Source organism: Acidimicrobiales bacterium, from assembly GCA_036270875.1.
Lineage (GTDB): Bacteria > Actinomycetota > Acidimicrobiia > Acidimicrobiales > AC-9 > AC-9.
In genome coordinates, this window is sequence record DATBBR010000050.1 from 57,760 (window position 1) to 82,404 (window position 24,645).

16 protein-coding genes are annotated in these 24,645 nt (G+C 69.1%); 8 read left to right on the plus strand and 8 right to left on the minus strand.

The window, feature by feature from the left end; all coding sequences use genetic code 11:
• Positions 1 to 64: 64 nt before the first annotated feature.
• The 3 genes from polA (at position 65) to rpsA (ending at position 5,224) form a co-directional block, all read left to right on the plus strand.
• Positions 65 to 2,794: a DNA polymerase I gene (polA, locus tag VH112_05810; GenBank protein HEX4539744.1), complete on the plus strand. Its 2,730-nt coding sequence runs from the start codon at positions 65 to 67 to the stop codon at positions 2,792 to 2,794.
• Between the two features lie 8 nt (positions 2,795 to 2,802).
• Positions 2,803 to 3,579 carry a methyltransferase domain-containing protein gene (locus VH112_05815; GenBank protein HEX4539745.1) on the plus strand — a complete coding sequence of 259 codons (777 nt, stop codon included), beginning with the start codon at positions 2,803 to 2,805 and terminating at the stop codon, positions 3,577 to 3,579.
• A gap of 208 nt (positions 3,580 to 3,787) precedes the next feature.
• A complete protein-coding gene (rpsA, locus tag VH112_05820; protein HEX4539746.1) occupies positions 3,788 to 5,224 on the plus strand; it encodes a 30S ribosomal protein S1 in 1,437 nt (478 codons plus the stop codon).
• Positions 5,225 to 5,245: 21 nt separating this feature from the next.
• On the opposite strand, the gene VH112_05825 is transcribed toward rpsA, so the two are convergent.
• The 6 genes from VH112_05825 to VH112_05850 all read right to left on the minus strand — a co-directional run bounded on the left by VH112_05825 (position 5,246) and on the right by VH112_05850 (position 12,765).
• A complete protein-coding gene (locus tag VH112_05825; GenBank protein ID HEX4539747.1) occupies positions 5,246 to 6,283 on the minus strand; it encodes an oligopeptide/dipeptide ABC transporter ATP-binding protein in 1,038 nt (345 codons plus the stop codon).
• The gene (locus VH112_05830; protein ID HEX4539748.1) at positions 6,283 to 7,398 is read right to left on the minus strand and encodes an ABC transporter ATP-binding protein; all 1,116 of its coding nucleotides are present in this window, start codon (positions 7,396 to 7,398) and stop codon (positions 6,283 to 6,285) included. Before VH112_05830 ends, VH112_05825 begins: the two co-directional genes overlap by 1 nt.
• The gene (locus tag VH112_05835) at positions 7,395 to 8,303 is read right to left on the minus strand and encodes an ABC transporter permease (GenBank protein ID HEX4539749.1); all 909 of its coding nucleotides are present in this window, start codon (positions 8,301 to 8,303) and stop codon (positions 7,395 to 7,397) included. The genes VH112_05830 and VH112_05835 overlap by 4 nt, the downstream gene beginning before the upstream one ends.
• 64 nt (positions 8,304 to 8,367) lie before the next feature.
• On the minus strand, positions 8,368 to 9,321 hold the full coding sequence (locus tag VH112_05840) for an ABC transporter permease (protein HEX4539750.1): 954 nt from the start codon (positions 9,319 to 9,321) through the stop codon (positions 8,368 to 8,370).
• Positions 9,322 to 9,373: 52 nt separating this feature from the next.
• A complete protein-coding gene (locus tag VH112_05845; GenBank protein HEX4539751.1) occupies positions 9,374 to 11,026 on the minus strand; it encodes an ABC transporter substrate-binding protein in 1,653 nt (550 codons plus the stop codon).
• 80 nt (positions 11,027 to 11,106) lie between these two features.
• Entirely contained in the window at positions 11,107 to 12,765 is a 1,659-nt protein-coding gene (locus VH112_05850) for an ABC transporter substrate-binding protein (protein ID HEX4539752.1), read from the minus strand.
• Positions 12,766 to 12,953: 188 nt separating this feature from the next.
• On the opposite strand from VH112_05850, the gene coaE reads away from it, so the two are divergent.
• From coaE to VH112_05870, 4 genes are all read left to right on the plus strand, one after another.
• Positions 12,954 to 13,619: a dephospho-CoA kinase gene (gene coaE / locus VH112_05855; protein ID HEX4539753.1), complete on the plus strand. Its 666-nt coding sequence runs from the start codon at positions 12,954 to 12,956 to the stop codon at positions 13,617 to 13,619.
• Positions 13,620 to 13,645: 26 nt separating this feature from the next.
• Positions 13,646 to 15,670 (plus strand): excinuclease ABC subunit UvrB, encoded by a 2,025-nt coding sequence (uvrB, locus tag VH112_05860; protein HEX4539754.1) that lies wholly within the window; start codon positions 13,646 to 13,648, stop codon positions 15,668 to 15,670.
• Positions 15,671 to 15,734: 64 nt separating this feature from the next.
• Entirely contained in the window at positions 15,735 to 18,740 is a 3,006-nt protein-coding gene (gene uvrA / locus VH112_05865) for an excinuclease ABC subunit UvrA (GenBank protein ID HEX4539755.1), read from the plus strand.
• Positions 18,741 to 18,804: 64 nt separating this feature from the next.
• Positions 18,805 to 19,155, plus strand: a complete 351-nt coding sequence (locus tag VH112_05870) for a hypothetical protein (protein HEX4539756.1) — start codon at positions 18,805 to 18,807, stop codon at positions 19,153 to 19,155.
• Positions 19,156 to 19,278: 123 nt separating this feature from the next.
• On the opposite strand, the gene nadA is transcribed toward VH112_05870, so the two are convergent.
• Both nadA and VH112_05880 read right to left on the minus strand, forming a co-directional pair.
• Positions 19,279 to 20,391 carry a quinolinate synthase NadA gene (gene nadA, locus VH112_05875; GenBank protein HEX4539757.1) on the minus strand — a complete coding sequence of 371 codons (1,113 nt, stop codon included), beginning with the start codon at positions 20,389 to 20,391 and terminating at the stop codon, positions 19,279 to 19,281.
• Positions 20,392 to 20,563: 172 nt separating this feature from the next.
• Entirely contained in the window at positions 20,564 to 22,855 is a 2,292-nt protein-coding gene (locus VH112_05880; protein HEX4539758.1) for an FUSC family protein, read from the minus strand.
• 56 nt (positions 22,856 to 22,911) lie between these two features.
• On the opposite strand from VH112_05880, the gene uvrC reads away from it, so the two are divergent.
• The coding region (gene uvrC / locus VH112_05885; protein HEX4539759.1) for an excinuclease ABC subunit UvrC at positions 22,912 to 24,645 on the plus strand (1,734 nt) is incomplete at its 3' end.

A 24,645-nucleotide genomic window follows, 5' to 3' on the forward strand; every position in this document is an offset into this window, starting at 1 on the left:
CGACCGGGGAGGCGATCCCGCCAGGAGCCGCGGTGCGGGGCGCGGCCCGCAATAGCATCGGCCTGTGGCCAAGGTGATGCTGCTCGACGGCAACTCGCTGGCTTACCGCGCCTTCTTCGCACTCCCGACCGACATGGCCACGGCGTCCGGGCAGGTCACCAACTCCGTGTTCGGCTTCACCTCGATGCTGATCAACCTGTTGAAGGACCACCATCCCGACGCCATCGCCGTGGCCTTCGACCGGCCGGAGCCGACGTTTCGCCACGAGGTGGTCGAGGACTACAAGGCGGGACGAGCAGAGGCGCCCGACATCCTGCGCCAACAGATGGGCCTGGTGCGCCAGGTCGTCGAGGTGCTGCACGTTCCCACCGTCGAGCTGGCGGGCTTCGAGGCCGACGACGTGATCGCCACCCTCGCCACGCGCGCCCGGGACCGTGGCGACGACGTGATCATCGTCACCGGCGACCGCGACACGTACCAGCTGGTGGAGGACCCACACGTCAAGGTGCTCTACAACCGCCGGGGCGTGAGCGACTACGTGCTCTACGACGAGGCCGGGATCAAGGAGCGCACGGGCGTGACCCCGGCCCAGTACCCGACCTACGCCGCCCTGCGGGGCGACCCCTCCGACAACCTGCCGGGGGTGCCGGGAGTCGGGGAGAAGACGGCGGCCCGGTTGGTCACCGAGTACGGGGACCTCGACGGGGTGTTCGCCAACCTGGATCGCGCCACGCCCAAGCTCCGACAGGCGCTGGCCGAGCACGAGCCGCAGGTGCGGCGCAACGCCGAGGTCATCCCGCTCGTACGGGACCTGCCCCTCGACGTCGACCTGGACAAGCTGTCCATGGGGGGGTGGGACCCGGAGGAAGTCCGCCGGCTGTTCGCCTTCCTGGAGTTCCGCACGCTGTGGGACCGCCTGGTCGAGGCGCTGGGTCCGCAGGGCGAGGCTCTCAGCGGACCGGTGGGCGCCCAACCCTTCGAGATCGAGCTCCACGTGGCCGCCAGGCCCGACGACGCGTCGGCGGCCCTCTCCGCCCTCCTCGCCCGCGGTGGGGCGGTCGTCGTCGAGGCGGCATGGGAGGGCCAGCCCGGGCGGTCGTCGATCCTCGGCCTGGCCTTGGCCACGGCGACGACCACACCGCCCGAGGGCGAGGGACGCGAGCCGCCGGACCGCCCACCCGACGAGGTCGTCTGGATCCCCGCTGCCACGCTCGAAGCCTTCGAAGTCGCCGAGGTGCTGACCCGGCTCGTCGGGCCCGACGGCGTGGCGACCGTGGCCCACCGGGCCAAGGAGCTCATGCGCGCCCTCACCCCGATGGGGGTGAACATCGCCCGTCTCGAGCTCGACACCGCCGTGGCCGCCTACCTGGTCGAGCCGGGGGAGAGCACCTACCCGCTCGAGGAGCTGGCCGCCCGCTACGCGGGCGTCGACGTCAGGTCGCCGGCGGCCCCGCCCGCCGGCCAGCTCGACCTCGAGGGAACGGCGACGGACCCCGCCGAAGACACCGGTCGTCGGGCTGCTGCGGTCGCCCGGTTGGCCCCCGCCCTGAGCGCGGCCCTCACGGCGCGCGGCCTGTCCATGCTCCACGACGAGGTGGAGCTCCCGTTGGTGCGCGTGTTGGCTCGCATGGAGGTGGCGGGCGTCCGGGTCGATGTCGACTATCTGACGTCCGTGGTGCGGACCCTGACCGAGGAGGTCCAGCGCCTCGACGGTGAGATCCAGGACCTGGCCGGGATGGAGTTCCGGGTCAACTCGACCCAACAGCTGCGCACGGTGCTGTTCGACAAGCTTGGGCTGGCACCGCAGAAAAAGACCAAGACCGGCTACTCCACCGACGCCGCCTCGTTGGAGCGACTCCGAGGCGAGCACCCGGTCATCGATGCCCTCCTGCGGTACCGGGAGGTGGAGAAGCTGCGATCGACGTACGGCGACAGCCTCCTGGCCGAGGTCGCCGGGGACGGGCGCATCCACGCCAGCTTCAACCAGACCGTCGCCCGGACCGGTCGATTGTCCTCGGACCAGCCCAACCTGCACAACATCCCCATCCGCAGTGAGGAGGGGCGCCGGCTGCGGCGGGCCTTCATCCCGGCCGAGGGGTGCTCCCTGCTCATCGCCGACTACAACCAGATCGAGCTTCGGGTCATCGCCCACCTGGCGGACGACCCGGGCCTCATCGAGGCCTTCGACTTCGGCCAGGACATCCACAACACCACCGCCGCTCGGGTCTTCGGGGTCGAGCCCGAGGACGTGACGCTCTCCCAGCGCTCCAAGGCCAAGATGGTCTCGTACGGCCTGGCCTACGGAATGGAGGCCTACGGCCTGTCGCAGCGACTCGCCATCGACGTGGAGGAGGCGGCGATCATCCTGGCCGCCTACTTCGAGGCCTTTCCCAACGTGCGGGCCTATATGGATGCCACCGTGGCCGAGGCCAGGACGAAGGGCTACACCCAGACGCTGTTCGGTCGGCGCCGACCCATCCCCGAGCTGGCGGCCTCCAACTACCGGGTGCGCCAAGCGGGTGAGCGCCAGGCCATGAACGCCGGCATCCAGGGACTGGCCGCCGACATCTTCAAGGTCGCCCTGGTTCGCCTCGACACCGCCCTGGAGCGGGAGGGCCTGGCCAGCCGGCTCATCCTCCAGGTCCACGACGAGGTGATCCTGGAGGTTCCACCGGCCGAGCGCGAGCGGGCCACCGAGCTCACCCTGACCGCCATGCAGGGTGCAGCCGACCTGCGCGTGCCCCTCACCGTCAACCTGTCGTGGGGATCGACCTGGGCCGAAGCCAAGGTCTGACGTCGAGGGTGCCGCGTCGGAGCAGGCCGCATTTCTACGAGCGGCTGGCCGAGATCGTCGGACCCGCCTACCTGCGCTACTCGTTCACCAGGAGCACCGAATCCGAGGTGGCCTTCGTGGCCGACGCTCTCGGTCTGGTGCCCGGCGAGCGGGTGCTGGACGTCGGCTGCGGACCGGGTCGCCACAGCCACGCCCTGGCTCGCCGGGGTCTGCGGGTGGTTGGGGTCGACGTGGCGGAGCCTTTTGTCGACCTGGCCCGGCAGCAGGCCCCCGAGGGGGCGACGTTCGTGCGCGGCGACGCCCGCCACCTGCCTGTCCGCCCGGCCAGCGTGGACGCCGTGATCTGCCTGTGCCAGGGGGGCTTCGGACTGCTAGGGGGCGGCGATGACGAAGGGGCGGCGCTGGCGGCGATGGCCGGGGCGCTTCGCGTGGGTGGGCGGCTGGCGCTGTCGGCGGTGTCGGCCTATTTCGTGCTCCGCTTCCTCGAGGCAGGCGACACCTTCGACGCCGACCTGGGCGTCAACCACGAGGTGGCGCGGGTTCGGGACCAACGGGGTGGGGAGGCGGGGCTCGACCTCTGGACGACGTGCTTCACCCCCCGGGAGCTGCGGCTCCTGTGCGGCCGTGCCGGCCTCGAGGTGCGTGACATCTGGTCCGTCGGACCGGGCCAGTACGCCCGTCGGGCTCCTGATCTCGATCACCCGGAGTCGCTGGTGGTGGCCGAACGGCGCGCCGGGTCTCTGCCACCAACCGGGCCCACCAACAGCCTCGCCCCGGGTCCGTGAGGCCTGGTGGTAAAATCAACCATTGGTGGTTCGCCGCCTCCGGGCCGACTGACAGGGCTCGTGGGAGACGGAGCGCCACGTGCCTCCCGCCGAACAGTTGCCGCGGGAGCCTTGCCCGGAAAGAAGGCTACCAATCGACATGTCCGACCAGCGTGCCACGAGCTCCGTACCAGCCGACGCCGCCCCTCCCGCGGCACCGGAGCCCGCGGTGAATCCCCCCCAGGACGCCGCCCCTGCGCAGGCGGGCGGCGCCAGCGTGCCCGCTCAGGCGACCCCTCCGGACGAGGGCGGCTCCCAGATGGGCACCTTCGACGAGACCGGCAAGTACACACCCAGGCAGGTCGTCGCCGACGACCTGGGCGAGATGTCGCTCGAGGATGCCATCGCCGGGACCATCGTCGAGTTCGACGATGGCGACATCGTGCAGGGAAGCGTCGTGAAGGTGGACGCCGACGAGGTGCTGCTCGACATCGGGTTCAAGTCGGAGGGCGTCATCCCCGCCCGGGAGCTCTCGATTCGCCACGACGTGGATCCGTCGGAGATCGTGACCGTGGGGGACCGCATCGAGGCCCTCGTGCTGCAGAAGGAGGACAAGGAGGGGCGACTGGTCCTCTCCAAGAAGCGGGCCCAGTACGAGCGGGCCTGGGGGACCATCGAGAAGATCAAGGAGTCGGACGGCGTCGTGAACGGTCCGGTCATCGAGGTCGTGAAGGGCGGCCTGATCCTGGACATCGGGCTCAGGGGCTTCCTCCCCGCGTCGCTGGTCGAGCTGCGGCGGGTCCGCGACCTGGCCCCTTATGTGGGTCGCAACCTGGACGCCAAGATCATCGAGCTGGACAAGAACCGCAACAACGTCGTGCTCTCCCGGCGGGCCTGGTTGGAAGAGACCCAGCGCGAGCAGCGCGAGGAGTTCCTCGTCAACTTGAAGCCCGGCGAGGTCCGCCGCGGCACGGTGTCCTCGGTCGTCAACTTCGGGGCGTTCGTCGACCTCGGCGGCATGGACGGTCTCGTGCACGTCTCCGAGCTGTCGTGGAAGCACGTGGACCATCCCTCGTCGGTCGTGAGCGTGGGCGACGAGATCGAGGTCCAGGTGCTCGACGTCGACCTCGACAAGGAGCGCATCAGCCTCTCCCTCAAGGCCACCCAGGCCGACCCCTGGCAGGAGTTCGCCAACGCTCACCGGGTGGGCGAGCTGGTGTACGGCCGGGTGACCAAGCTCGTCCCGTTCGGCGCCTTCATCCAGGTGGGCGACGGCATCGAGGGGCTCGTGCACATCTCCGAGATGGCCGTGCACCACGTCGACCTGCCCGAGCAGGTGGTCAACCCGGGCGAGGAGCTGTGGGTCAAGATCATCGACATCGACCTCCAGCGGCGCCGCATCAGCCTGTCGATCAAGCAGGCGGCCGAGGGCGGCGAGGTCGCTCCTGAGTACCGGGAGGCGTTCGGGGAGCACGCCTACGACGAGCAGGGCAACTACATCGGCTACTCGGGGACCGAGTTCACGCCCGAGACCGAGGCCCAGCAGGCCTGGGCCGAGTTCGTCTCCGAGAAGGGCACGACCGAGGGCGCACCCGAGGGTGCACCTGACGGCGAGGCCGCGCCACCGCCGGCACCGCCGACCGAGGGCGAGTCACCGCCCGCGTGAGCGCACCTGGCCTGGCGGCGGCTACCGGTTCGTGGTCGCCGACGGGGCCGCCCCGAAGCTGACGGGCGACTCCACCGGGAAGTGACAGGCGACGAAGTGGTCGGGACGCATCTGGCGCATGACCGGCTCCTCTTCGGCGCACCGCTCCTGGGCCCTCGGGCAGCGGGTGCGGAACCGGCAGCCGCTCGGAGGTGACACAGGAGACGGGATCTCTCCGGCCAGCCCGGCACCGTTGGCCGAAGGACGGGCATCCGGATCGGGCTCGGGGATCGACGCCAGCAGGGCGTTGGTGTAGGGATGCGTCGGGTACCGGTAGAGGTCGTCGGATCCGGCCACCTCGCAGAGCTTGCCCAGGTACATCACCGCCACCCGATCGCTCACGTTCTTCACGACGGCCAGGTCGTGGGCGATGAAGATCATCGTCAGCCCGTAGCGCTCCTTGGTGTCGGCCAGGAGGTTGAGGATCTGGGCCTGGACGGAGACGTCGAGGGCAGACACGGGCTCGTCGCAGATCAACAGCTTGGGGTCGAGCATCAGCGACCGGGCGATGCTGATTCGCTGGCACTGCCCGCCGGAGAACTGGTACGGGCGCCGATCGCCGGCGGCCTCCACGTCGAGCCCCACGGCGTCGAAGACCTCCCGGACCTTGGTGTCACGCTCTCCCGCCCGGCCCCGTCCCCAGATGGCCAGGGGCTCGGCCACGATGTCGACGACGCGCCGCCGCGGGTTGAGCGACGAGATGGGGTCCTGGAAGATCATCTGCATTTGAGGCCGGGTCTCGCGCAATGCGTGTCGCTTGAGCGCGGTGAGCTCCTGGCCCGCGAACCGCACCGAGCCCGAGCTCGGGCGGGGAAGCTGCATGACCGCCCTCCCGGTCGTCGATTTCCCGCAACCCGACTCGCCGACGAGGCCGAGGGTCTCCCCCTTGCGCACGTCGAAGCTCACGTCCGAGACGGCGTGCACCCTCCTCCTGGCGCCGGCGGGGAAGTCCACCACGAGATGCTCGACGCGCAGGAGGGTCTCCTCGGCGCGCAGCTGCGCCGTCCCGCTGCCTGCCATCAGGCCCCGACCCCCGCGACCGGGGCGTCGGTGCCGAGCCGGCCATCCCGTCGGTTGCGCTCGAGCGCGTCGCGACCCTCGGGCGTTCCCACGGGAAACCAGCATCGGTAGACGTGCCCGGGCGTGCTCGCCTCCTGCAACGGGGGCTCCTCGTCCCTGCATCGTTGCTGGGCGTAGGGACACCGGGGGTAGAAGCGACATCCCGGGGGCAGGTTGACCAGGTCAGGCGGTCGCCCTGGGATGACCGACAGCTTGGTATGGCTGGGGTCGCTGAGCTTGGGGATCGACCGCACCAGCGCCTCGGTGTACGGCATCTTCATGTCCGTGAAGATGGTCCTCGTGGGCGCCTTCTCGACCACTTTGCCCGCGTACATCACCGCGATCTCGTCGGTGCGTCCGGCGACCACGCCAAGATCATGGGTCACGAGGACCATGGCCATGTAGCGCTCCTGCTGCTGGCGGGCGAGCAGGTCGAGGATCTGGGCCTGGACGGTGACGTCGAGCGCCGTGGTCGGCTCGTCGGCCATCACCAACCTCGGGCCGCAGGCCAGGGCCACCGCGATCGTGACCCGCTGTCGCATCCCGCCCGACAGCTGGTGGGGGTAGTCGCGCAGACGGTGCTCAGGCTCGGGGATCCCGACCGAGTCGAGCAGGGCGATGGCGCGACGGCGGGCTTCGGCCCTGTCGACACCGAGGTGGTGGCGCAGCGACTCGGTGATCTGGCGCCCCACCCGCATCACGGGGTTGAGGGAGGTCATCGGGTCCTGGAAGACCATGCCGATCTCTGCTCCCCAGATGTCCCTGAGCTCGTCCTCGGTCAGCGTGGTGAGCTCTCGTCCCGCGAAGCGGACCTCGCCGCTGCGCAGGACATTGCTTCGGGGGAGGAGCCCCATGATCGAGCGGGACAGGACCGTCTTGCCCGAACCGGACTCGCCGACCACGCCGAGCGTCCGCCCCCGATCGAGGCTGAGCGACACCCCGTCGACGGCGCGCACCATCCCCCGGGCGGTGCGGAAGTGGGTCGTGAGGTCGGCCACCTCGAGCAGCGGCCCGGAAGTCTCGGCCGCGACGGGGTAGTCGGCGGGACTCTGGCGGCCGTGGCGTCGGGGGCTCACAGCCCCCCTTCCCTCACCTCGAAGTACGACCGCAGACGATCCCCGGCGAAGTTGAGGGCCAGCACGGTGAAGAACAGGGCGAGGGACGGCCAGAGGCAGATGAGCGCGTCCTGCTGGAGTGACGTGCGGCCCTCGCTGATCATGCCCCCCCAGGTGGGCGTCGGTGGGCGCACCGACAGCCCGAGGAACGCCAGCGCCCCCTCGGCGACGATGGCGATGGCCACCGCGACCAGTGCGAAGGAGAGGGCCGTGGGCAGGACGTTCGGGAGGATCTCGCGAGCGATGATGCGACCACTCTTTGCCCCGAGCGCCCGCGCAGCCAAGACGAAGTCTCGCCGCGCGTAGACGATCGCGTTGCCTCGAACCACGCGAAAGAGTGGGGCAATCGAAAGGATCCCGATGCTCACCACCACCGTGAGCAAGCTCTGGCCGACGGCGGTCACGACCGCCAGGAGGAACACGAGAGCCGGGAAGGCGAGCGCAACGGTGGAGACGCCGTCGAAGAGCGTGTCCAGCGGGCCTCGGTAAAAGCCGGCGATGAGGCCGAGCGCACCGCCCACGACCATGCCGATGAGGATCGACGCGAAGCCCACGACGAGTGAGACGCGCGCCCCGAAGATCACCCTCGAGAGGATGTCTCGACCGAGGCTGTCGGTGCCGAGAAGGTGCTGAAGACTGGGGCTCTGTCTCGGCAGGGAGGAGCCGATGGCGTTCGGGTCGTCGAGAGGCAACACGTTGGCCAGCACGGCGAGCACGATCACGAGGGCTACCCAGCCAACCGAGATCCAGAACGCCGCCCCCAGGTGGCGGATGGCTGCTCCGGGCGCCCGTGCCGTCTTGGCCTGGCCGACCTGGACGTCGAGCGGGCCCTCCTGGACCTCACCGCCGACCGGGGCTCCCGCCATGACGCCGAGGGAGGCGGAGGGCAACCCGGCCGGGACGACGCCGGGCCGTGACGAAGGTTGGGGGCTAGACGGTGGCTCGGGCATGGCGGGTTCTCGGGTCGAGACCGGCGTAGAGGAGGTCGACAAGAAGGTTGACGAGGACGAAGCCGACGGCGACGACCAGCACCGTGCCTTGGACGATGCCGTAGTCGCGGGCGTAGATCGAGTTGAGCGTCAAGAGCCCGATGCCCGGCAGCTGGAAGATGAGCTCGACGATGAACACGCCCCCGATGAGGGTTCCGATATTGATCCCCGCCACCGTGACCAGAGCGAACGTGGACGGCCGAAACGCATGGCGCAGCAGGATGTGCGAGGTGGGCAGCCCCTTCGCCCTCGCCATGGTGATGAAGTCCTCCCTCAGGGTGGCGATCATGTCGGTCCGCAGTACCCGCATGTAGACGGCCAGGGAGCCGAGACCGAGTGTCAGGGACGGAAGGATGATCGATTTGAGGTTCTGGCCGAGATCCTGGGTGAGCGGGGTGTATCCCGTCGCCGGGAATATGTGGAAGGTCACGGCAAACAGGTAGACGAGAAGGACCCCGAGGATGAAGGCGGGGATCGCCAAGAGACCGAACGCGACACCGGTGGACAGCTGATCGAACACGCCGTCGGGTCGCAGGGCGGCGAGTATTCCGACGGGGATGGCCACGATCAGGGCGATGAGCTGCGACACGATGAGCAGCTCCACGGTGATCGGCAGCGCCTGCTGGATGGCTTTGCCTACTGTTTGTCCGTTGAGGTAGGAGACGCCGAGATTGCCGTGGAGGCTGTGGTCGAGATACTGGACGTACTGGGCCGGCAGTGACTGGTCGAGGCCCAGCTGATGCCGGCACTGAGCCAGCCCGTTCGTCGTTGCGCTGGCACCAAGTCGAGCGATGCACGGATCACCGGGGAGGTTGTGGAGGAGGACGAAGGACAGGAGGGTCACGACGAACAGCACGACGATGGCGAGGAGGAGCCGCTTGGCTACGAACACCATGTGCTGCTCTGCCCTCTCCCTGGTCGGCTCACTCGGCTGCCGCCACCCCCATCTAGCTGACCCACATCTGGGTGGGCCAGATCCTGCCACCCTGAAGCCCGACGGCCTTGGTGCCGTCGGGGAGGGTCGGCCCGTTGAAGTTCATGACGTTCGGCTTGGCCGCCACGACCCACACCGATCTGTCGATCCACAAGTAGGGAACGTCGGACGCGAAGCGCTTGGCCACGGTCTGGTAGCTGGTGGCCCGGACCGACGGGTCGGGGTTGGACCTGGCCGTGTCGAGCGCCTGCTGGATCTGGGGATCCTTGTTGCGGGCGAAGTTCAGGGCCAGCGAGCCCACAGGGGCGGCGGTAGGAGTGCTCCACCAGACGTAGTTGATGTCGGGGTCCGAGGCGGCGAACTGGACCCACTGATAGACCTGGTACTTGCCCTCGAGGGCATTGAGAATGAACTGGGCCTGCTCGGTCTGGGTGATCGTGGACTGGATGCCGGCCTGCTTCCACATGCTCTGCAGCAGCTGAGCCGCCTGGATGTTGATGGGGTTGTTGGTGACGCCCAGCTGGATGTTGATCGGTTGGCCGTACTGCGCCACCAGCGCCTTGGCCTGGTTGAGGTCGAAGCTCGGGTATCCCGTGGGCGCGAAGTACGGGGACCCCGACACGAAGGGACCGGTCGACTGGGGCGGCACGCCGTTGTCAATGGTGTTGATGTACTTCTGCCTGTCGGTGGCGAAGGCCAGGGCCTGGCGGACGCGCACGTCGCTCACCGGCGGGACGGCGGTGTTGATCATGAAGAAGGACTGGTCGGGCTCGAGCGTGGAGTGGAGATCGGTGACGGTTACGAAGCTCGAGTCGCCTGTGAGATCGACGTAGTTCTGCAGCGTGTCGCTGTGGAGGAGGTTTATCCCACCCGACTTGAGCGTGTTCTCGCGAGATTGGAAGTCGACGATGGGCTTGTAGGTGATCTGGTCCAGGTAGGGCATGCCGGGACGCCAGTAGTGCGGGTTCTTGGTCGCGGTGAAGTGGTCGTTCGGGATCCACTGCTGGAAGACGAAGGGACCGGTCCCGATCGGGTGCTGCCCGGCAGATTTCCCCAACGTGCTGGGCTCGGCGATGTAGCCGGACTGATACTGGCCCGAGATGTAGGCCGGAAACGGGACCCATGGGCTCATCATGGACACCGTGACGGTGAGCGGCCCGGTCACGTCCACACTGGAGATGTTGGTGAAAGCCGGGCCGGCGAGGGCGGAGGCCTTCAGGCCGTCCAGGTTGGCCTTCACCGCGTTGGCGTCGAGTGGCGTGCCATTGTGAAAGGCGATGTTGGGCCTGAGGGTAATGGTCCACTTCGTGAAGTCGCTGTTTGGGGTGATCGACTGGGCCAGGTAGGGCTTGATCGAGCCGTCGGCCGCGACGGCAGCCAGAGGGTCGTACACGGTTCGCCCGTAGATCACGCCGTTGGCGTCCCAGCGGTTCATGGTCGGGTCGAAGCCGTCGATGTCCGCTGTCAATCCCATGGTGACGCTGCCGCCGGGCTTCGGCGTGGCGCTCGAGACCCCCGCGCTCGACGAGGCCGAGCTGCTCGAGCCCGATCCGCCGCCGCAGGCCGCCAGCAGCCCAGGCACTCCGCCGAGGACGGCCACGCCCGCGGCGGTCCTGGCTCCCCGAGCCAGGAAAGTGCGGCGATCGAAGGGTTCAGGCCTGGGCACGCGTCCTCCTTGTTGTCAGGAGTCAGTGGCGAACATACAGCGTCCCACCCGCCGGGAGGTGACACCGGTCATCCGCACTGCTAGGAGTTGACCCACATCTGCGTCGTCGAGACGATCCCGTCGATCATCGGGGGAGCCTTCGAGCCGTCAGGAAGCGTGGCCCCGGCGAAGTTCTGGACCCGGGGCTTGGCGGACACCATCCAGATGGCCCGGTTGATCCAGAGGTAGGGAAAGTCGACAGCGAAACGCTTGGCGATGCTCTGGTATGCGGCGCTCCGAACAGCGGGGTCGGCGCTGGCGCGACCCTGGTCCAGGGCCTGCTGGACCTGGGGATCGTTGTTGCGGGCGAAATTGAGGGCCAGGGAGCCAACAGGGGCGGCGGTGCCCGCGCTCCACCAGACGTAGTTGGCGTCGGGGTCGGGCGTGGCGAACTGCCGCCAGCTGTAGGCCTGGTACTTGCCCTGGAGGGCGTTGAGAATGAACTGGGTCTGCTCGACTTGGGCGATCTGGGTCTGGATCCCGGCCTGCTTCCACATGGCCTGGACGAGCTGATTGATCTCGAGAGCCTTGGGTGTGTTGATAGTGCCGAACTCAAAGGAGATCGGGCCCTTCTCGGCCTGGTACTGCTTTACCAGCGACTGCGCCTTGGCCAGGTTGAAGTCCGGGTAGCCGGTCGGCCCGAAGTAGGGCGACCCTTGCACGAAGGGGCCGAACGACTGCGGAGGCAGGCCGTTCCAGACCGTGTTGATGACCTTCTTCTTGTCGATGGCGTAGGCGAGCGCCTGGCGGACCCGGATGTCGTTCATCGGGGCAACTGCGGTGTTGAGCATGACGAAGTCCATGTCCGGCTCGAACACGGAGCGGGTGTCGTCGATGGTCACGAAGCTCGAGTCGCCCTGGAGATCCACCAGGTTCTGGGTGTCCGAGCTGTGCATCATGTCGACAGTGCCGGATTTGAGGCTGTTCTCGCGGGACTGAGGGTCGGGGATCGGCCTGAACGTCACCTGGTCGACGTAGGGGAGCCCCTGCCGCCAGTAGTGGGGGTTCTTCGTCGAGGTGAAGTGGTCATTTGGCACCCACTGCTGGAAGACGTAGGGCCCGGTGCCGATCGGGTGCTGCTGGCAGTTGCCGCTGAGCAGGTTGGCGGGCTCGACCACGACACCGGTCTGGGTGGTCAGGTAGAGCGGGAACGGGACCCAGGGCGCCTTCATGGAGACCACCACGGTCATGGGGTCGGTCACGTCGACGCTGGCGATGTTGCTCAGCGCCGGGCCTGTCAGGAGGGCCGCCCTGACGGCGTCGAGATTGGTCTTGACTGCGGCGGCGGTCAGCGGCGTCCCGTTGTGGAACACCACATTGGGGCGGATGGTGATCGTCCACTTCGTGAAGTCGCTGTTCGGGGTGATCGACTGGGCCAGGTAGGGCTTCACCGCGCCAGTTGCGTCGATAGTGGTCAGGTTGTCGTAGACGGTCCTCGAGTAGAGGATGCCTGTCGAGTCCCACCGGTTCTTGGTCGGGTCGAAGCCGTCGATCTCCGCCTCGGTGGCGAAGGTGACCGTGCCTCCCGGCTTCGGCGTCGCCGTCGATACACCCGCGTTGGTGCCGGTGGAGGTGCTGGAGCTTCCGCCGCTGCTGCAGGCCGCCAGGAGGGTGGACGCGCCTCCACCGAGGACAGCGACTCCTGCTGCCGTCCGAATGCCCTGGGCGAGGAACCTGCGGCGGTCGATTGCGTCGGACATCGCTGTCCTTTCTGGTTCGAGACCTGCCCGCTGATGACCGAAATGTGACAGGAGTGTGACATCGGGCATACGGCAGAGCAAGCCGGGGGCAACCGCGTCAGGTCTCGGGTGCCGCCGATCGACCGGTCCCGGGGCCCGGCTGGAGCCGTCGGGCGCGGCGACGTCGCCGGGAGCGCTACCGTCCGGACGTGCTCGTCGTGGGCCTGACCGGAGGCATTGGCTCGGGAAAATCAACCGTCTCGGCGCTGCTGGAAGAGCGGGGTGCCGTCGTCGTTGACGCCGACAGGATCGCCCGCGAGGTGGTGGCGCCGGGCGGGCCCGCGTACCAGCCGGTCGTCGACCGGTTCGGCCCCGGCGTGGTGACCGCCGACGGTGCCATCGACCGTCCCGCCCTGGCCGCCGTGGTGTTCGCCGACCCCTCGGCGCGGGCCGACCTCGAGGCCATCACGCACCCGGTGGTGGGCGCGGCGATGGCCGAGCGGCTCACCGCCCAGGCGGGTACCGACCACGTGGTCGTGCTCGACGTGCCCCTGCTCGTGGAGGGCGGCCGGCGGCGCTCGGGCGGTGAGGCCTCGGGCCAACGACGGGACCTGCCCCACGGCGTGGCCGCGGTCGTGGTCGTGGACACCCCACCGGAGGTCGCCGTCAGCCGGCTGGTCCGCGACCGCGGTATGAAGGCCGCCGAGATCGAGGCCCGCATGGCCGCCCAGGCGACGCGGGAGGACCGGCTGGCTTTGGCAGACGTGGTGATCGACAACTCGGGCTCCACCGAGGACCTGGTCGGGGAGGTCGATCGGGCCTGGGACTGGATCGAGGATCTCCGGCGCCGAAAGGGACGACCCGGCCCCGAGTGATACACCCCGCCGGTACGATCGGCTGGGTGTCCGAGGCACGCCGCTTTCAGGTCGTCTCCGATCTCGAGCCCGCCGGTGACCAGCCCGCGGCGGTCGAGGCGCTGAGCCGCGGGGTGCTGGAGGGCGACCGGTTTCAGACCCTTCTCGGGATCACGGGGAGCGGCAAGAGCGCGACCATCGCCTGGACGGTCGAGCAGGTCCAGCGGCCGACCCTGGTGATCGCTCCGAACAAGTCGCTGGCCGCCCAGCTGGCCAACGAGTTTCGGGAGCTCTTCCCGAACAACCGGGTCGAGTACTTCGTGTCTTATTACGACTACTACCAGCCCGAGGCCTACCTGCCCTCGAGCGACACCTACATCGAGAAGGACTCCTCGATCAACGACGAGGTCGACAGGCTCCGTCACTCCACCACCGCGAGCCTCCTGACCCGACGTGACGTCATCGTGGTGGCCTCCGTCTCGTGCATCTACGGCCTGGGCTCGCCGGAGGAGTACGAGCAGCGGATGCTGTTCGTGCGGGCGGGCGAGGAGCACGACCAGCGGTCCGTCCTCTCCCGCCTGGTCGCCATCAACTACGAGCGCAACGACACCAATCTGGTGCGGGGGAAGTTCAGGGTCCAGGGCGACACCATCGAGGTTCACCCCGCCTACGAGGAGACGGCGATCCGCATCGAGCTGTTCGGCGACGAGATCGAGCGGATCAGCCGGTTCGACCCCCTGACCGGAGAGCAGCTGGGCGTGCTCGAGGAGCTGGTGGTCTTCCCGGCCACGCACTACGTCGCCGGCGACGAGCGGATGAAGCGGGCCCTCGGCGGCATCGAGGAGGAGCTGGCCGAGCGGCTGGCCTATTTCGATGGCGCGGGAAAGCTCCTCGAGGCCCAGCGTCTGCGGATGCGCACCCAGTACGACCTGGAGATGCTGGCCGAGGTGGGCTCGTGCGCCGGCATCGAGAACTACAGCCGTCACATCGACGGCCGCCAGCCGGGGCAGGCGCCGCACACCCTGATCGATTTCTTCCCTGACGACTACCTGCTGGTCCTCGACGAGAGCCACGTCACCGTGCCGCAGCTCCACGGGCAGTACGAGGGGGACCGTTCCCGCAAGGACGTTCTCGTGGAGCACGGCTTCCGCCTGCCCTCGGCCGTCGACAACCGGCCGCTGCGCTTCGACGAGCTGTACGAGCGCATCAACCAGTGCATCTTCATGTCCGCCACCCCTGCGTCCTACGAGATCTCACAGTCGGCCCACGTCGTCGAGCAGATCGTCCGGCCCACGGGCCTGGTCGACCCCGAGGTGGTGGTCAAGCCGACCAAGGGGCAGATCGACGACCTCATCGAGCAGATCAACCAGACGACCTCTCGGGGTGAACGGGTGCTGGTCACCACCCTCACCAAGAAGATGGCCGAGGACCTGACCGAGTACCTGCTGGAGATGGGTCTGCGGGTCCGCTACCTGCACTCCAATGTGGATACCATCCAGCGCATCGAGCTCCTCCGGGACCTTCGTCTGGGCGAGTTCGACGTGCTCGTCGGCATCAACCTCCTGCGCGAGGGTCTGGACCTGCCCGAGGTGTCCCTCGTCGCCATCCTCGATGCCGACAAGGAGGGCTTCCTCCGTAGCGAGACATCGCTCATCCAGACCATGGGCCGGGCGGCCCGCAACGTCGAGGGCCAGGTCGTGATGTACGCCGACACCGTCACGGACTCGATGCGGCGGGCGATCTCCGAGACCCAGCGGCGCCGGGCGCTGCAGCAGGCCTACAACGCGGAGCACGGGATCGACCCCCAGACCATTCGCAAGGCCGTCACCGACATCCTCGCCCAGATCCGCCCCGACGCCGAGGCGCCCCGACCGGGACGGGACCGCAGGTCGCGACGGCGTGACTCGCCCCGAGGCGATCTGGCCGAGCTGCCCCAGGACGAGTTGACCAGGCTGATCCGGACGCTGGAGGAGGAGATGCGTGAGGCCGCCACGGAGCTCCGGTTCGAGTACGCCGCCCGCCTCCGGGACGAGATCGGCGACCTCAAGAAGGAGCTCCGCCAGGTCGGCTAGGGCGGGCCCGGGCGCGCCCCCACGATCCGCGGGGAAATCCAGGTCCCGCCAGTATCCTCGATCTGTGTCAGACGTCCTGGTGATCCGCGGTGCCCGCGAGCACAACCTGAGGGACGTCTCCCTGGAGCTTCCCCGCGACCGCCTGATCGTGTTCACGGGGCTCTCCGGGTCGGGGAAGTCCTCGCTCGCCTTCGACACCATCTACGCCGAAGGCCAGCGGCGGTACGTGGAGTCCCTGTCCGCCTACGCCCGCCAGTTCCTCGGCCAGATGGACAAGCCGGACGTGGACTTCATCGAGGGTCTGTCGCCCGCCATCTCGATCGACCAGAAGTCCGCGTCCCGCAACCCCAGGTCCACGGTGGGCACGATCACCGAGATCTACGACTACCTGCGGCTCCTCTACGCCCGGGTCGGACAGCCCCACTGCCCCGTGTGCGGGCGGCCGGTCACCCGCCAGACCCCCCAGCAGATCGTCGACCGCATCATGGACCTGCCCGACGGCACCCGCTTCCAGGTGCTGGCGCCGGTCGTGCGGGGGCGCAAGGGGGAGTACGAGGGCCTCCTCGACGAGCTGGCCAAGCAAGGCTTCTCGCGTGTCCGGGTCGACGGCGAGGTGCAGGACCTGGGCGAGCAGCGGGACGTCGGCCGGCTGGCCCGGTACGAGCAGCACACCATCGAGGTCGTCGTCGACCGGCTGGTCCGCAGGGATGGGATCGTCCGTCGACTGACCGACTCCCTGGAGACGGCCCTACGGTTGGCTGACGGGGTCGCGGAGGTGCAGCTGGTCCCCAGGTCGGGCCCCAACGGCACCAACGGCGACGGCGGCGCCGATGCGGGCGGCGGCGACAAGGGGCGCTCGGCGAAGGGCAGACCGCGTGGCAACGGCACCCGGGCCAGCGCCGCGTCCAAGGGCAGGGGGAAGCAGCGCACCGTGCCGGTCGAGGCGAACGGGGCCGAGGGGGCCGGCGACGAGATCCTCACCTTCAGCCAGCACCTGGCGTGCAGCTACGACGGCCTCAGCTTCGACGAGCTGGCGCCCCGCAGCTTCTCGTTCAACTCGCCCTACGGTGCCTGCCCACACTGCGCCGGCCTGGGCACCCGCTACGAGGTCGACCCCGAGCTCGTCGTGCCCAACCCGGCCCTCAGCCTGGCCGAGGGCGCCATCGCTCCCTGGTCCGGCAACCGCACCGAGTACTTCCACCGGGTCGTGGCGGCAGTGGCCGATGCCTACGGGTTCTCGATGAAGACGCCGTGGGCCAAGCTCAAGAAGTCCGAGCAGCGGGTCCTGTTGCAGGGCTCGGGAACGCGTCAGATCCACGTCCGTTACCGCAACCGGTACGGCCGGGTGCGCTCGTACCACACCCACTATGAAGGCGTGCTGCCCTATCTCCAGCGCCGGCACAGCGAGGCCGAGTCGGACCACGGTCGCGAGATGATCGAAGGCTACATGCGGGAAGTGGCGTGCCACGAGTGTCACGGCTCCCGGCTCAAGCCGGAGTCGCTGGCGGTCACCGTGGGCGGCCATAACATCGACGAGCTCTGCAGCCTGTCGATCGCGCGGGCGGCCGAAGCCATCGGCGCCCTCGAGCTGTCCGAGCGCGAGCGCATGATCGGCGAGCGCGTCCTTCGTGAGATCCAGGCCCGGGTGCAGTTCCTGCTCGACGTCGGGCTCGACTACCTGAGCCTCAACCGGTCCGCCGGGACGCTGGCGGGAGGAGAAGCGCAGCGGATCCGCCTGGCCAGCCAGATCGGCAGCGGCCTGGTCGGGGTCCTGTACGTCCTCGATGAGCCCTCGATCGGGCTGCACCAGCGGGACAACCGCAAGCTCATCGACACCCTGCTGCGCCTGCGTGACCTCGGCAACACCGTGATCGTGGTCGAGCACGACGAGGAGACCATCCGGATCGCCGACCACGTCGTCGACATCGGTCCCGGCGCCGGCGAGCACGGGGGTGAGATCGTCTGCTCCGGGCCGCTGTCCGAGCTGGAGAAATGCGGGCGATCGCTGACGGGCCGCTACCTCAACGGCGAGCTGTCGATACCCGTGCCCCAGATGCGGCGCGAGCCGGGCGAAGAGTGGCTGGTCATCAGGGAGGCCCGGGAGCACAACCTGAAGGACATCGACGTCGAGCTTCCCCTGGGCTGCTTCATCACGGTCACCGGGGTCTCAGGCTCCGGGAAGTCGACCCTCGTGGACGACATCCTCTACCGGGGCCTCATGAAGCGCATCTACTCCTCCAAGGTCGTGCCTGGCCGGCACCGCACCATCGAGGGCGCCGAGTCCATCGACAAGGTCATCGACGTGGACCAATCGCCGATCGGGCGCACGCCCCGGTCGAACCCGGCCACCTACACCGGGGTGTTCGACGCCATCCGCAAGCTCTTCAGCCAGACTCAGGAGGCGAGGGTCAGGGGGTACCAGCCCGGGCGGTTCTCGTTCAACGTGGCCGGAGGACGATGCGAGGCGTGCGCCGGGGACGGGACGATCAAGATCGAGATGCACTTTCTCCCTGACGTGTACGTGCCCTGCGAGGTCTGCAAGGGGGCCCGGTACAACCGCGACACCCTCGACGTCACCTTCAAGGGGAAGAACATCGCCGACGTGCTCGATCTGTCGTGCGAGGAGGCGCTCGAGTTCTTCGCCAACCAGCCCGTGATCGCCCGTCACATGCGGACACTCGTCGATGTCGGCCTGGGCTACGTCAGGCTGGGCCAGCCGGCCCCGACGCTCTCCGGCGGCGAGGCGCAGCGGGTGAAGCTGTCGACCGAGCTGTCGAAGCGGTCGACGGGCCACACCATGTACATCCTCGACGAGCCGACGACGGGGCTGCACTTCGACGACGTGCGCAAGCTCCTCGGCGTCCTGAGCCGGCTGGTGGACCAGGGGAACACCGTGATCGTCATCGAGCACAACCTGGACGTCATCAAGACGGCCGACTGGATCGTCGACCTGGGCCCAGGGGGCGGCGAGGGCGGCGGCACCGTCGTCGCCGAGGGCCCCCCCGAGAAGGTCGCCAAGACCCCCGAGAGCTACACCGGTCAGTTCCTGACCAGGGTCCTGGACCACTAGCGCCCGGCCACGAGTGCGTCCAGGCTATTGGTCGCGTTCCACCTTTGGTCGAAAAGGGGGCTCGATGCGATTGGCAGATGTGGCCGCAGCCGCCCTGGTGACGGGGACAGTGGCCGCCGCCTGCGGAGGCGGCGGCGGCAGCACCGGCCGGCTCGACAACCCCACGACGTTGGCCTCGGCCATACGGGACTCGGCCCAGCACAAGCTGGACAGCGGCACCAGCGGCCTGCCGGCAGGTACCAAGGTGACTCAGGTGACCTGCGTCAACACCCGGCGTTCCGACTACACCTGTGACGTCCGCTTCAGCAGCGGCGGCCCGACCACGAACTCCAACTTCTTCATCAGCGATAGATCCGTGACCGCCACCGTGGCCCCGGGCGGCCGGAGCTACGTGATCACCTCCGGCGACCTGTAGCCCTGCGGCCGGGGACAGCGGTCGTGAGTGGGCGAAGTGGCCGGCCGATCGGCGACCGATTTCGACGTAAGGTGAAACACGCCCAAGTGCGGGAGACGGCACCGAGGCTGGCGAGCCACGGAGCTAGACGATCTCGAGCATCCGCTCCAGCGCCACTCGGGCCCAGCGGGCCGTCTCCTCGTCGACGGTGATGCGATTGCGCACATCGCCGTCCACGAGTCCCTCGAGCACCCAGGCCAGGTGGGCGTCATCGATGCGGAACATCGTCGAGCACGGGCAGATCAACGGGTCCAGCGAGACAACCGACAGATCAGGATGCTCGTGGGCCAGGCGCTGGACGAGGTGGATCTCGGTGGCAACCGCGACCGCGGTGCCCGCCGGTACCTCGCCCACGGCCCGGATGATGAAGTCGGTCGAACCCACCTGGTCCGCCAGCTCCACCACCTCGCGCGCGCACTCGGGATGGGCAATCACCACGCCTTCGGGATGCTCGGCCCGGAAGGCCTCCACATGTTCGGGTCGGAAGCGCTGATGGACCGAGCAGTGGCCCTTCCACAGGAGGAACGTGGCCTCCTTCACGTCCGGGCCCTCCAGACCTCCTAGCGGGCGCCGGGGGTTCCACACGCGCATGTCGTCCTCGGTGAAGCCGAGCTGGTGACCCGTGTTGCGCCCCAGGTGCTGGTCGGGGAAGAAGAGAACCTTGTCGCCCCTGGGCTCGGAGCCGTCGATGCCGAGGGCCCAGGTGAGCACCGCCCGGGCGTTCGAGGACGTGCACACCGCCCCGCCCTGACGACCGACGAACGCCTTGAGGGCCGCCGATGAGTTCATGTAGGTGATCGGGACGATCCGCTCCACGTCGGTGACGGTGGCCAGCTCCTCCCAGGCCTCCTCGACTGACTCGACGTCGGCCATGTCGGCCATCGAGCACCCGGCGTTGAGATCGGGGAGCAACACGGCCTGGTGGGCGCTGGTCAGGATGTCCGCCGACTCGGCCATGAAATGGACGCCGCAGAAGACGACGAAGTCGGCGTCATGACGGTCGGCGGCCGTGCGGGAGAGGCCGAACGAGTCACCCCGGGCATCGGCCCACCGCATCACCTCGTCCCGCTGGTAGTGGTGGCCGAGGACGAGCAATCTCGGCCCGAGGGCGGCCTTGGCCGCCCCGATCCGCCCGGCCAGCTCTTCTGGCGACGCGCCCGTATAGCGCTCGGGGAGCGGTGTCTGGAGTCGCAGCATCTTGGGAAACCCCTCTCTGGGGAGCGCTCCGATCTCGGCCGGCGGGGACAGCCTGGTCGCCCATCCGCGGGGTTGTCGGCCTCGGAGCGTGTATGTCGCCGGAGTACCAGGCCGGCGTACACCAGAGTGTAGGCGGACGACCGGTGATATGGAGTCTCGTGCCGCCGCCGGGTCAGCGGCCGGCCAGCGCCGAGCGCATGGCCTCGACCGCCCTGACGAGGCGCTCGGCCTCGGCAACCACGAGGGACTCGTCCCGCAGCTCCTCCACGACAGACGAGCGGGCCGTCGCACTGGGCCCGCCTCCCGGCCCGGCCTCACCACTGGGCCCGCCTCCCGGCCCGGCCTCGCCGACTGACCGCTCCCTCGCTCGAGCCAACCGCGCCGTCCCTAGGCGCTCCTGGAGGGCGCTCAGGGATTCATGGAGGCGCGGAAGCGGGGCGGGTGGGCGACCGAGTCGGAGGGCGCCCCCGAGATCGCCGAGGGCGGCGTCGAGGTGCCGGCAGAGCTCGGGCAGGCTCGGAACCGGGTGGCGCCCGGTGAAGGTGCCGAGGTGGGCCTCGAGGGCGGTCACCGCGCTGTAGACGCGGCGGTTGGCGCCCACCAGGGTCCAGAACTGCTTCACGAGCGCACCACCCCGGGGCTGCTCGCCCAGAAGACCCTGGAGATCGGCCTCGGCGTTGTCGGCCGCCAGGGCGGCTATTCGGTGTGGCTCCTCCAGACCATCGGTCGTGGGTCCCGGCCAGATGTACCGCCGCATGACGGCGCAGAAATAGGCCCGGTTCGCCATCACCGCCGCGCCCAGCTCCCGGTGGGCCGTCCCTCGAGAGGAGTCCGGCCAGAGCAGGTAGCTACCGGCGAGGGCGAGAGCGCCGCCGATGAGGGTGTCGGCAACCCGCCAGCCGGCGAGGGTCCACTGCCCGGGATGCCCGACCTCGGTCAGAAGGATGACGAGGGGAGTGAAGAAGATCACCCAGAGCCCGTAGTTGTGAGGCTGGAACGAGAAGGCGACGACGGCCACCGGGATCGTCAGCAGCGCCAGCGCCCAGTCACTGGTCACCGTGGCGGTGATAGCGACAGCCAGCAGGGCGCCGAGGATCGTGCCGCCGACGCGGAGGAGGGCCCGCTGGAGCGTGACGCCGGCGTGGGGCTTCAGGATCACGGCGATGGTGAGGGGGACCCAGTACCCCTTGGGCAGGCTCAGGCTGCGGAAGATGATCACGCCGACCGTCGTCGCCGTGGCGTACCGCAGGGCGTGGCGAAGGGCGACCGAGTCGAGGGTGAGGTTGCTCGTCAGGGCGACCCACCGGCCGAGATGGGCCGGGCGGCGCCCTCCTTCGCGGCGCGTCGGTCCGGTCGAGGCGATCAGCCGCTGGACGTCATCTCCCACGGAACGCCCGCGCAGGTCCATGGCCAACGACGCGGCGTCAGCGACCCCATCCCGCAGGCGCTGAAAAGAGTTGCTCACGGGACGCAGCGCTGCCAGCTCGCTGCTGTCGCCGGCGCCCCGCAGCACGCGAGCCGTGAGCGCGTTCACCGCCTCGTCCAGGTCCCCGACGGCAGTCTCCGCCCCCGTCACGTCGGGCCGGCTGCCGGCCCGCACGGCATTGCCCACCGAGCGGAGGGTCTGGCTCATCCTCTCGCCCGCCGCCTGCACCTGGGTCGCCGTGGCCCCCGGTCGGTTGTCGGCCAGCTCCTCGGCCAGGCCGTCGGCGACGTCGAGCACCACCCCCGCTGCCTCGTTGAGGGCGGCGAGCACTCGGCCGGCGAGGCTCTCGCCGTCCCGCCCGAAGCGCGTCGCGCCAACCATCGCATCAGCATCTTTCAGCGCCTCCCGGGCGTGGCGCGAGGCCCGGCCCACCGCTCCAGCGCGCCGCACCGGCGAGCACGCCTCGGTCACCAGCCTGCCCACAGCCACGTAGCAGCCGGCGACGGCGTTCTGCGCCCCCGCGTACGGGCGCAGGGGCCACAGGGCCACAGCGAGGACCATCGCCCAGACCCCGCCGACGAGGGAGACCCAGAGCGCCTCGACCCCGCTCAACGCGCCAGGGGGAAAGCCGAGGCCCAGGATGAAGACGACGGTGACGACGAAGCCGACATTGCCCGCCACCCGGCCGTAGAGGGTCACGATGCCCCCGGCGAAGGCGATGGCCAGCATCAGCGGCACAGCGGTGCCCAGGGACCGTGCCGCGGCGATACCAAGGGCGAATGCGGCGGCGTCGGCGACGGCGGCGATGGACATGGCCGCCACCCGGGTCCGCTCGGGGCCCCCGGAGTCGGCCATTCCCACGTTGAGCCCGCCGAGGGCCGCGGCCGCGCCCACCGTCACCCGGTTGATCCCGAGGCCAATGACCAGAGGCACGGCGATCGCGGCCGCCACCCGCAGACCCGCGCCGACAGCGGGCCGGCTCGGCTCCACACGGAACAGCGCGCCCCAAAGAAGCCCCCGAGGCTGACGCGTCGCCACGGCGCCTGGAGGCTACAGCGCTGCCGGCTGTGCCGCTGCTCATAGACTTTGGAGACGTGCTGCAACGGCCTGCCACGGCGACCATCCCCGACGCTCCTGGCTCGTACCAGTTCAAGGACGTCGAGGGGAGGGTCATCTACGTAGGCAAGGCCCACTCGATCCGTCACCGTCTGGCGAGCTACTTCCAGGATCCGGCCAACCTCCCGCCGCGGACGGCGCAGATGGTGGCGAGCGCCGAGAGCGTCGAGTGGATCCAGGTTCGCAACGACGTCGAGGCCCTGATGCTGGAGTACAACCTCATCAAGGCCCACCGGCCCCGTTTCAACATCCGGCTCCGGGACGACAAGAGCTACCCATTTCTCGCCGTGACGCTCGACGACGAGTGGCCGAGGCCGATGGTCATGCGGGGCCGCAAGCGCAAGGGCGTCCGCTATTTCGGTCCCTACGCCCACGCCTACGCCATCCGGGAGACCCTCGACCTGCTCCTGCGCTCGTTTCCGGTCAGGACGTGCTCAGACAACAAGCTCGCGCACCACCAGCGGCTCGGCCGCCCCTGCCTCATGTACCACATCGAGAAGTGCACCGGTCCGTGCGTGGGCGAGATCGACAAGCCGGATTACGACCGCCTGGTAGGTGAGCTGGTCGACTTCCTGGCCGGAGACACCGACACCATCGTCCGTCGCCTCGAGACCCAGATGCGCGAGGCCGCCCAGGGGTTGGAGTTCGAGCGGGCCGCCCGCCTCAGGGACCGGCTGACCTCGGTGCGCAAGGCCATCGAGAAGCAGCAGATGGTGACCGAACGGCCCGAGGACCTCGACGTCATCGGCGTGGCCGAGGATGAGCTCGAGGCGGCCGTGCAGGTGTTCCACGTCCGCCGCGGCCGAGTTGTGGGGCGAAAGGGCTTCATCGTGGACAAGGTCGAGGACCTTGACCGTCCCCAGCTGCTCGGCCATGTGCTCGAGCAGATCTACGCCGAGGCCATCATGGACATCCCCCGTGAGGTCCTGGTCCCCGACGAGCCCGAGGACCTTGCCGTGCATGAGGCGTGGCTGGCGTCGCTGCGGGGCTCCAGGGTCGTCGTGCGCGTCCCCCAGCGGGGCGACAAGCGGGCGCTCCACGACACGGTGACCCGCAACGCGGGGGAGGAGTTCGCCCGCCATCGCCTGCGGCGGGGCGCCGATCACAACAGCCGGGCCCGTGCCCTCAACGCGCTGCAGGAAGCGCTTGACCTGCCCGAGGCACCGCTGCGGATCGAGTGCTTCGACATGAGCCACATCCAGGGCCGCGACTACGTCGGCTCGATGGTTGTGATGGAGGACGGGATCCCCAAGACGAGCGACTACCGCCGCTTCAAGGTCGGCTCGGTCGAGGGCAATGACGACTACGCGGCGATGGAGGAGGTGCTCACCCGTCGGTTCACCGCGCTGCTGGCCGAGCGGGAGGCGCCATTGGGGGAGCGGGCCAGGCGACGGCGCTTCGCCTATCCGCCCCAGCTGCTGCTCCTCGACGGCGGCAAGGGCCAGCTCAACGTGGGCATCAGGGTCCTCGAGCGACTGGGCCTCGACGAGGAGATCCCGGTGGCGTCGCTGGCCAAGCGGTTCGAGGAGGTCTACGTCCCCGGCCAGGCCGACCCGATCCGCATCCCCCGCACGTCCGAGGCGCTGTACCTGCTGCAGCAGATCCGGGACGAGGCGCACCGCTTCGCCATCACCTATCACCGGCAGCTGCGCGGGAAGCGCATGACCAAGAGCGTGCTCGACGACGTGCCCGGTCTCGGGCCGACGCGCAAG

What these genes read in the sequence shown, in the direction of transcription:
- VH112_05850 (HEX4539752.1), bottom strand. Translation starts at nt 12,765, where the DNA reads ATGTCCGACGCAATCGACCGCCGCAGGTTCCTCGCCCAGGGCATTCGG.
- nadA (HEX4539757.1), bottom strand. Translation starts at nt 20,391, where the DNA reads ATGCTGCGACTCCAGACACCGCTCCCCGAGCGCTATACGGGCGCGTCG.
- VH112_05835 (HEX4539749.1), bottom strand. Translation starts at nt 8,303, where the DNA reads ATGGCGGGAGCCCCGGTCGGCGGTGAGGTCCAGGAGGGCCCGCTCGAC.
- VH112_05825 (HEX4539747.1), bottom strand. Translation starts at nt 6,283, where the DNA reads ATGGCAGGCAGCGGGACGGCGCAGCTGCGCGCCGAGGAGACCCTCCTG.
- VH112_05840 (HEX4539750.1), bottom strand. Translation starts at nt 9,321, where the DNA reads ATGGTGTTCGTAGCCAAGCGGCTCCTCCTCGCCATCGTCGTGCTGTTC.
- VH112_05870 (HEX4539756.1), top strand. Translation starts at nt 18,805, where the DNA reads ATGCGATTGGCAGATGTGGCCGCAGCCGCCCTGGTGACGGGGACAGTG.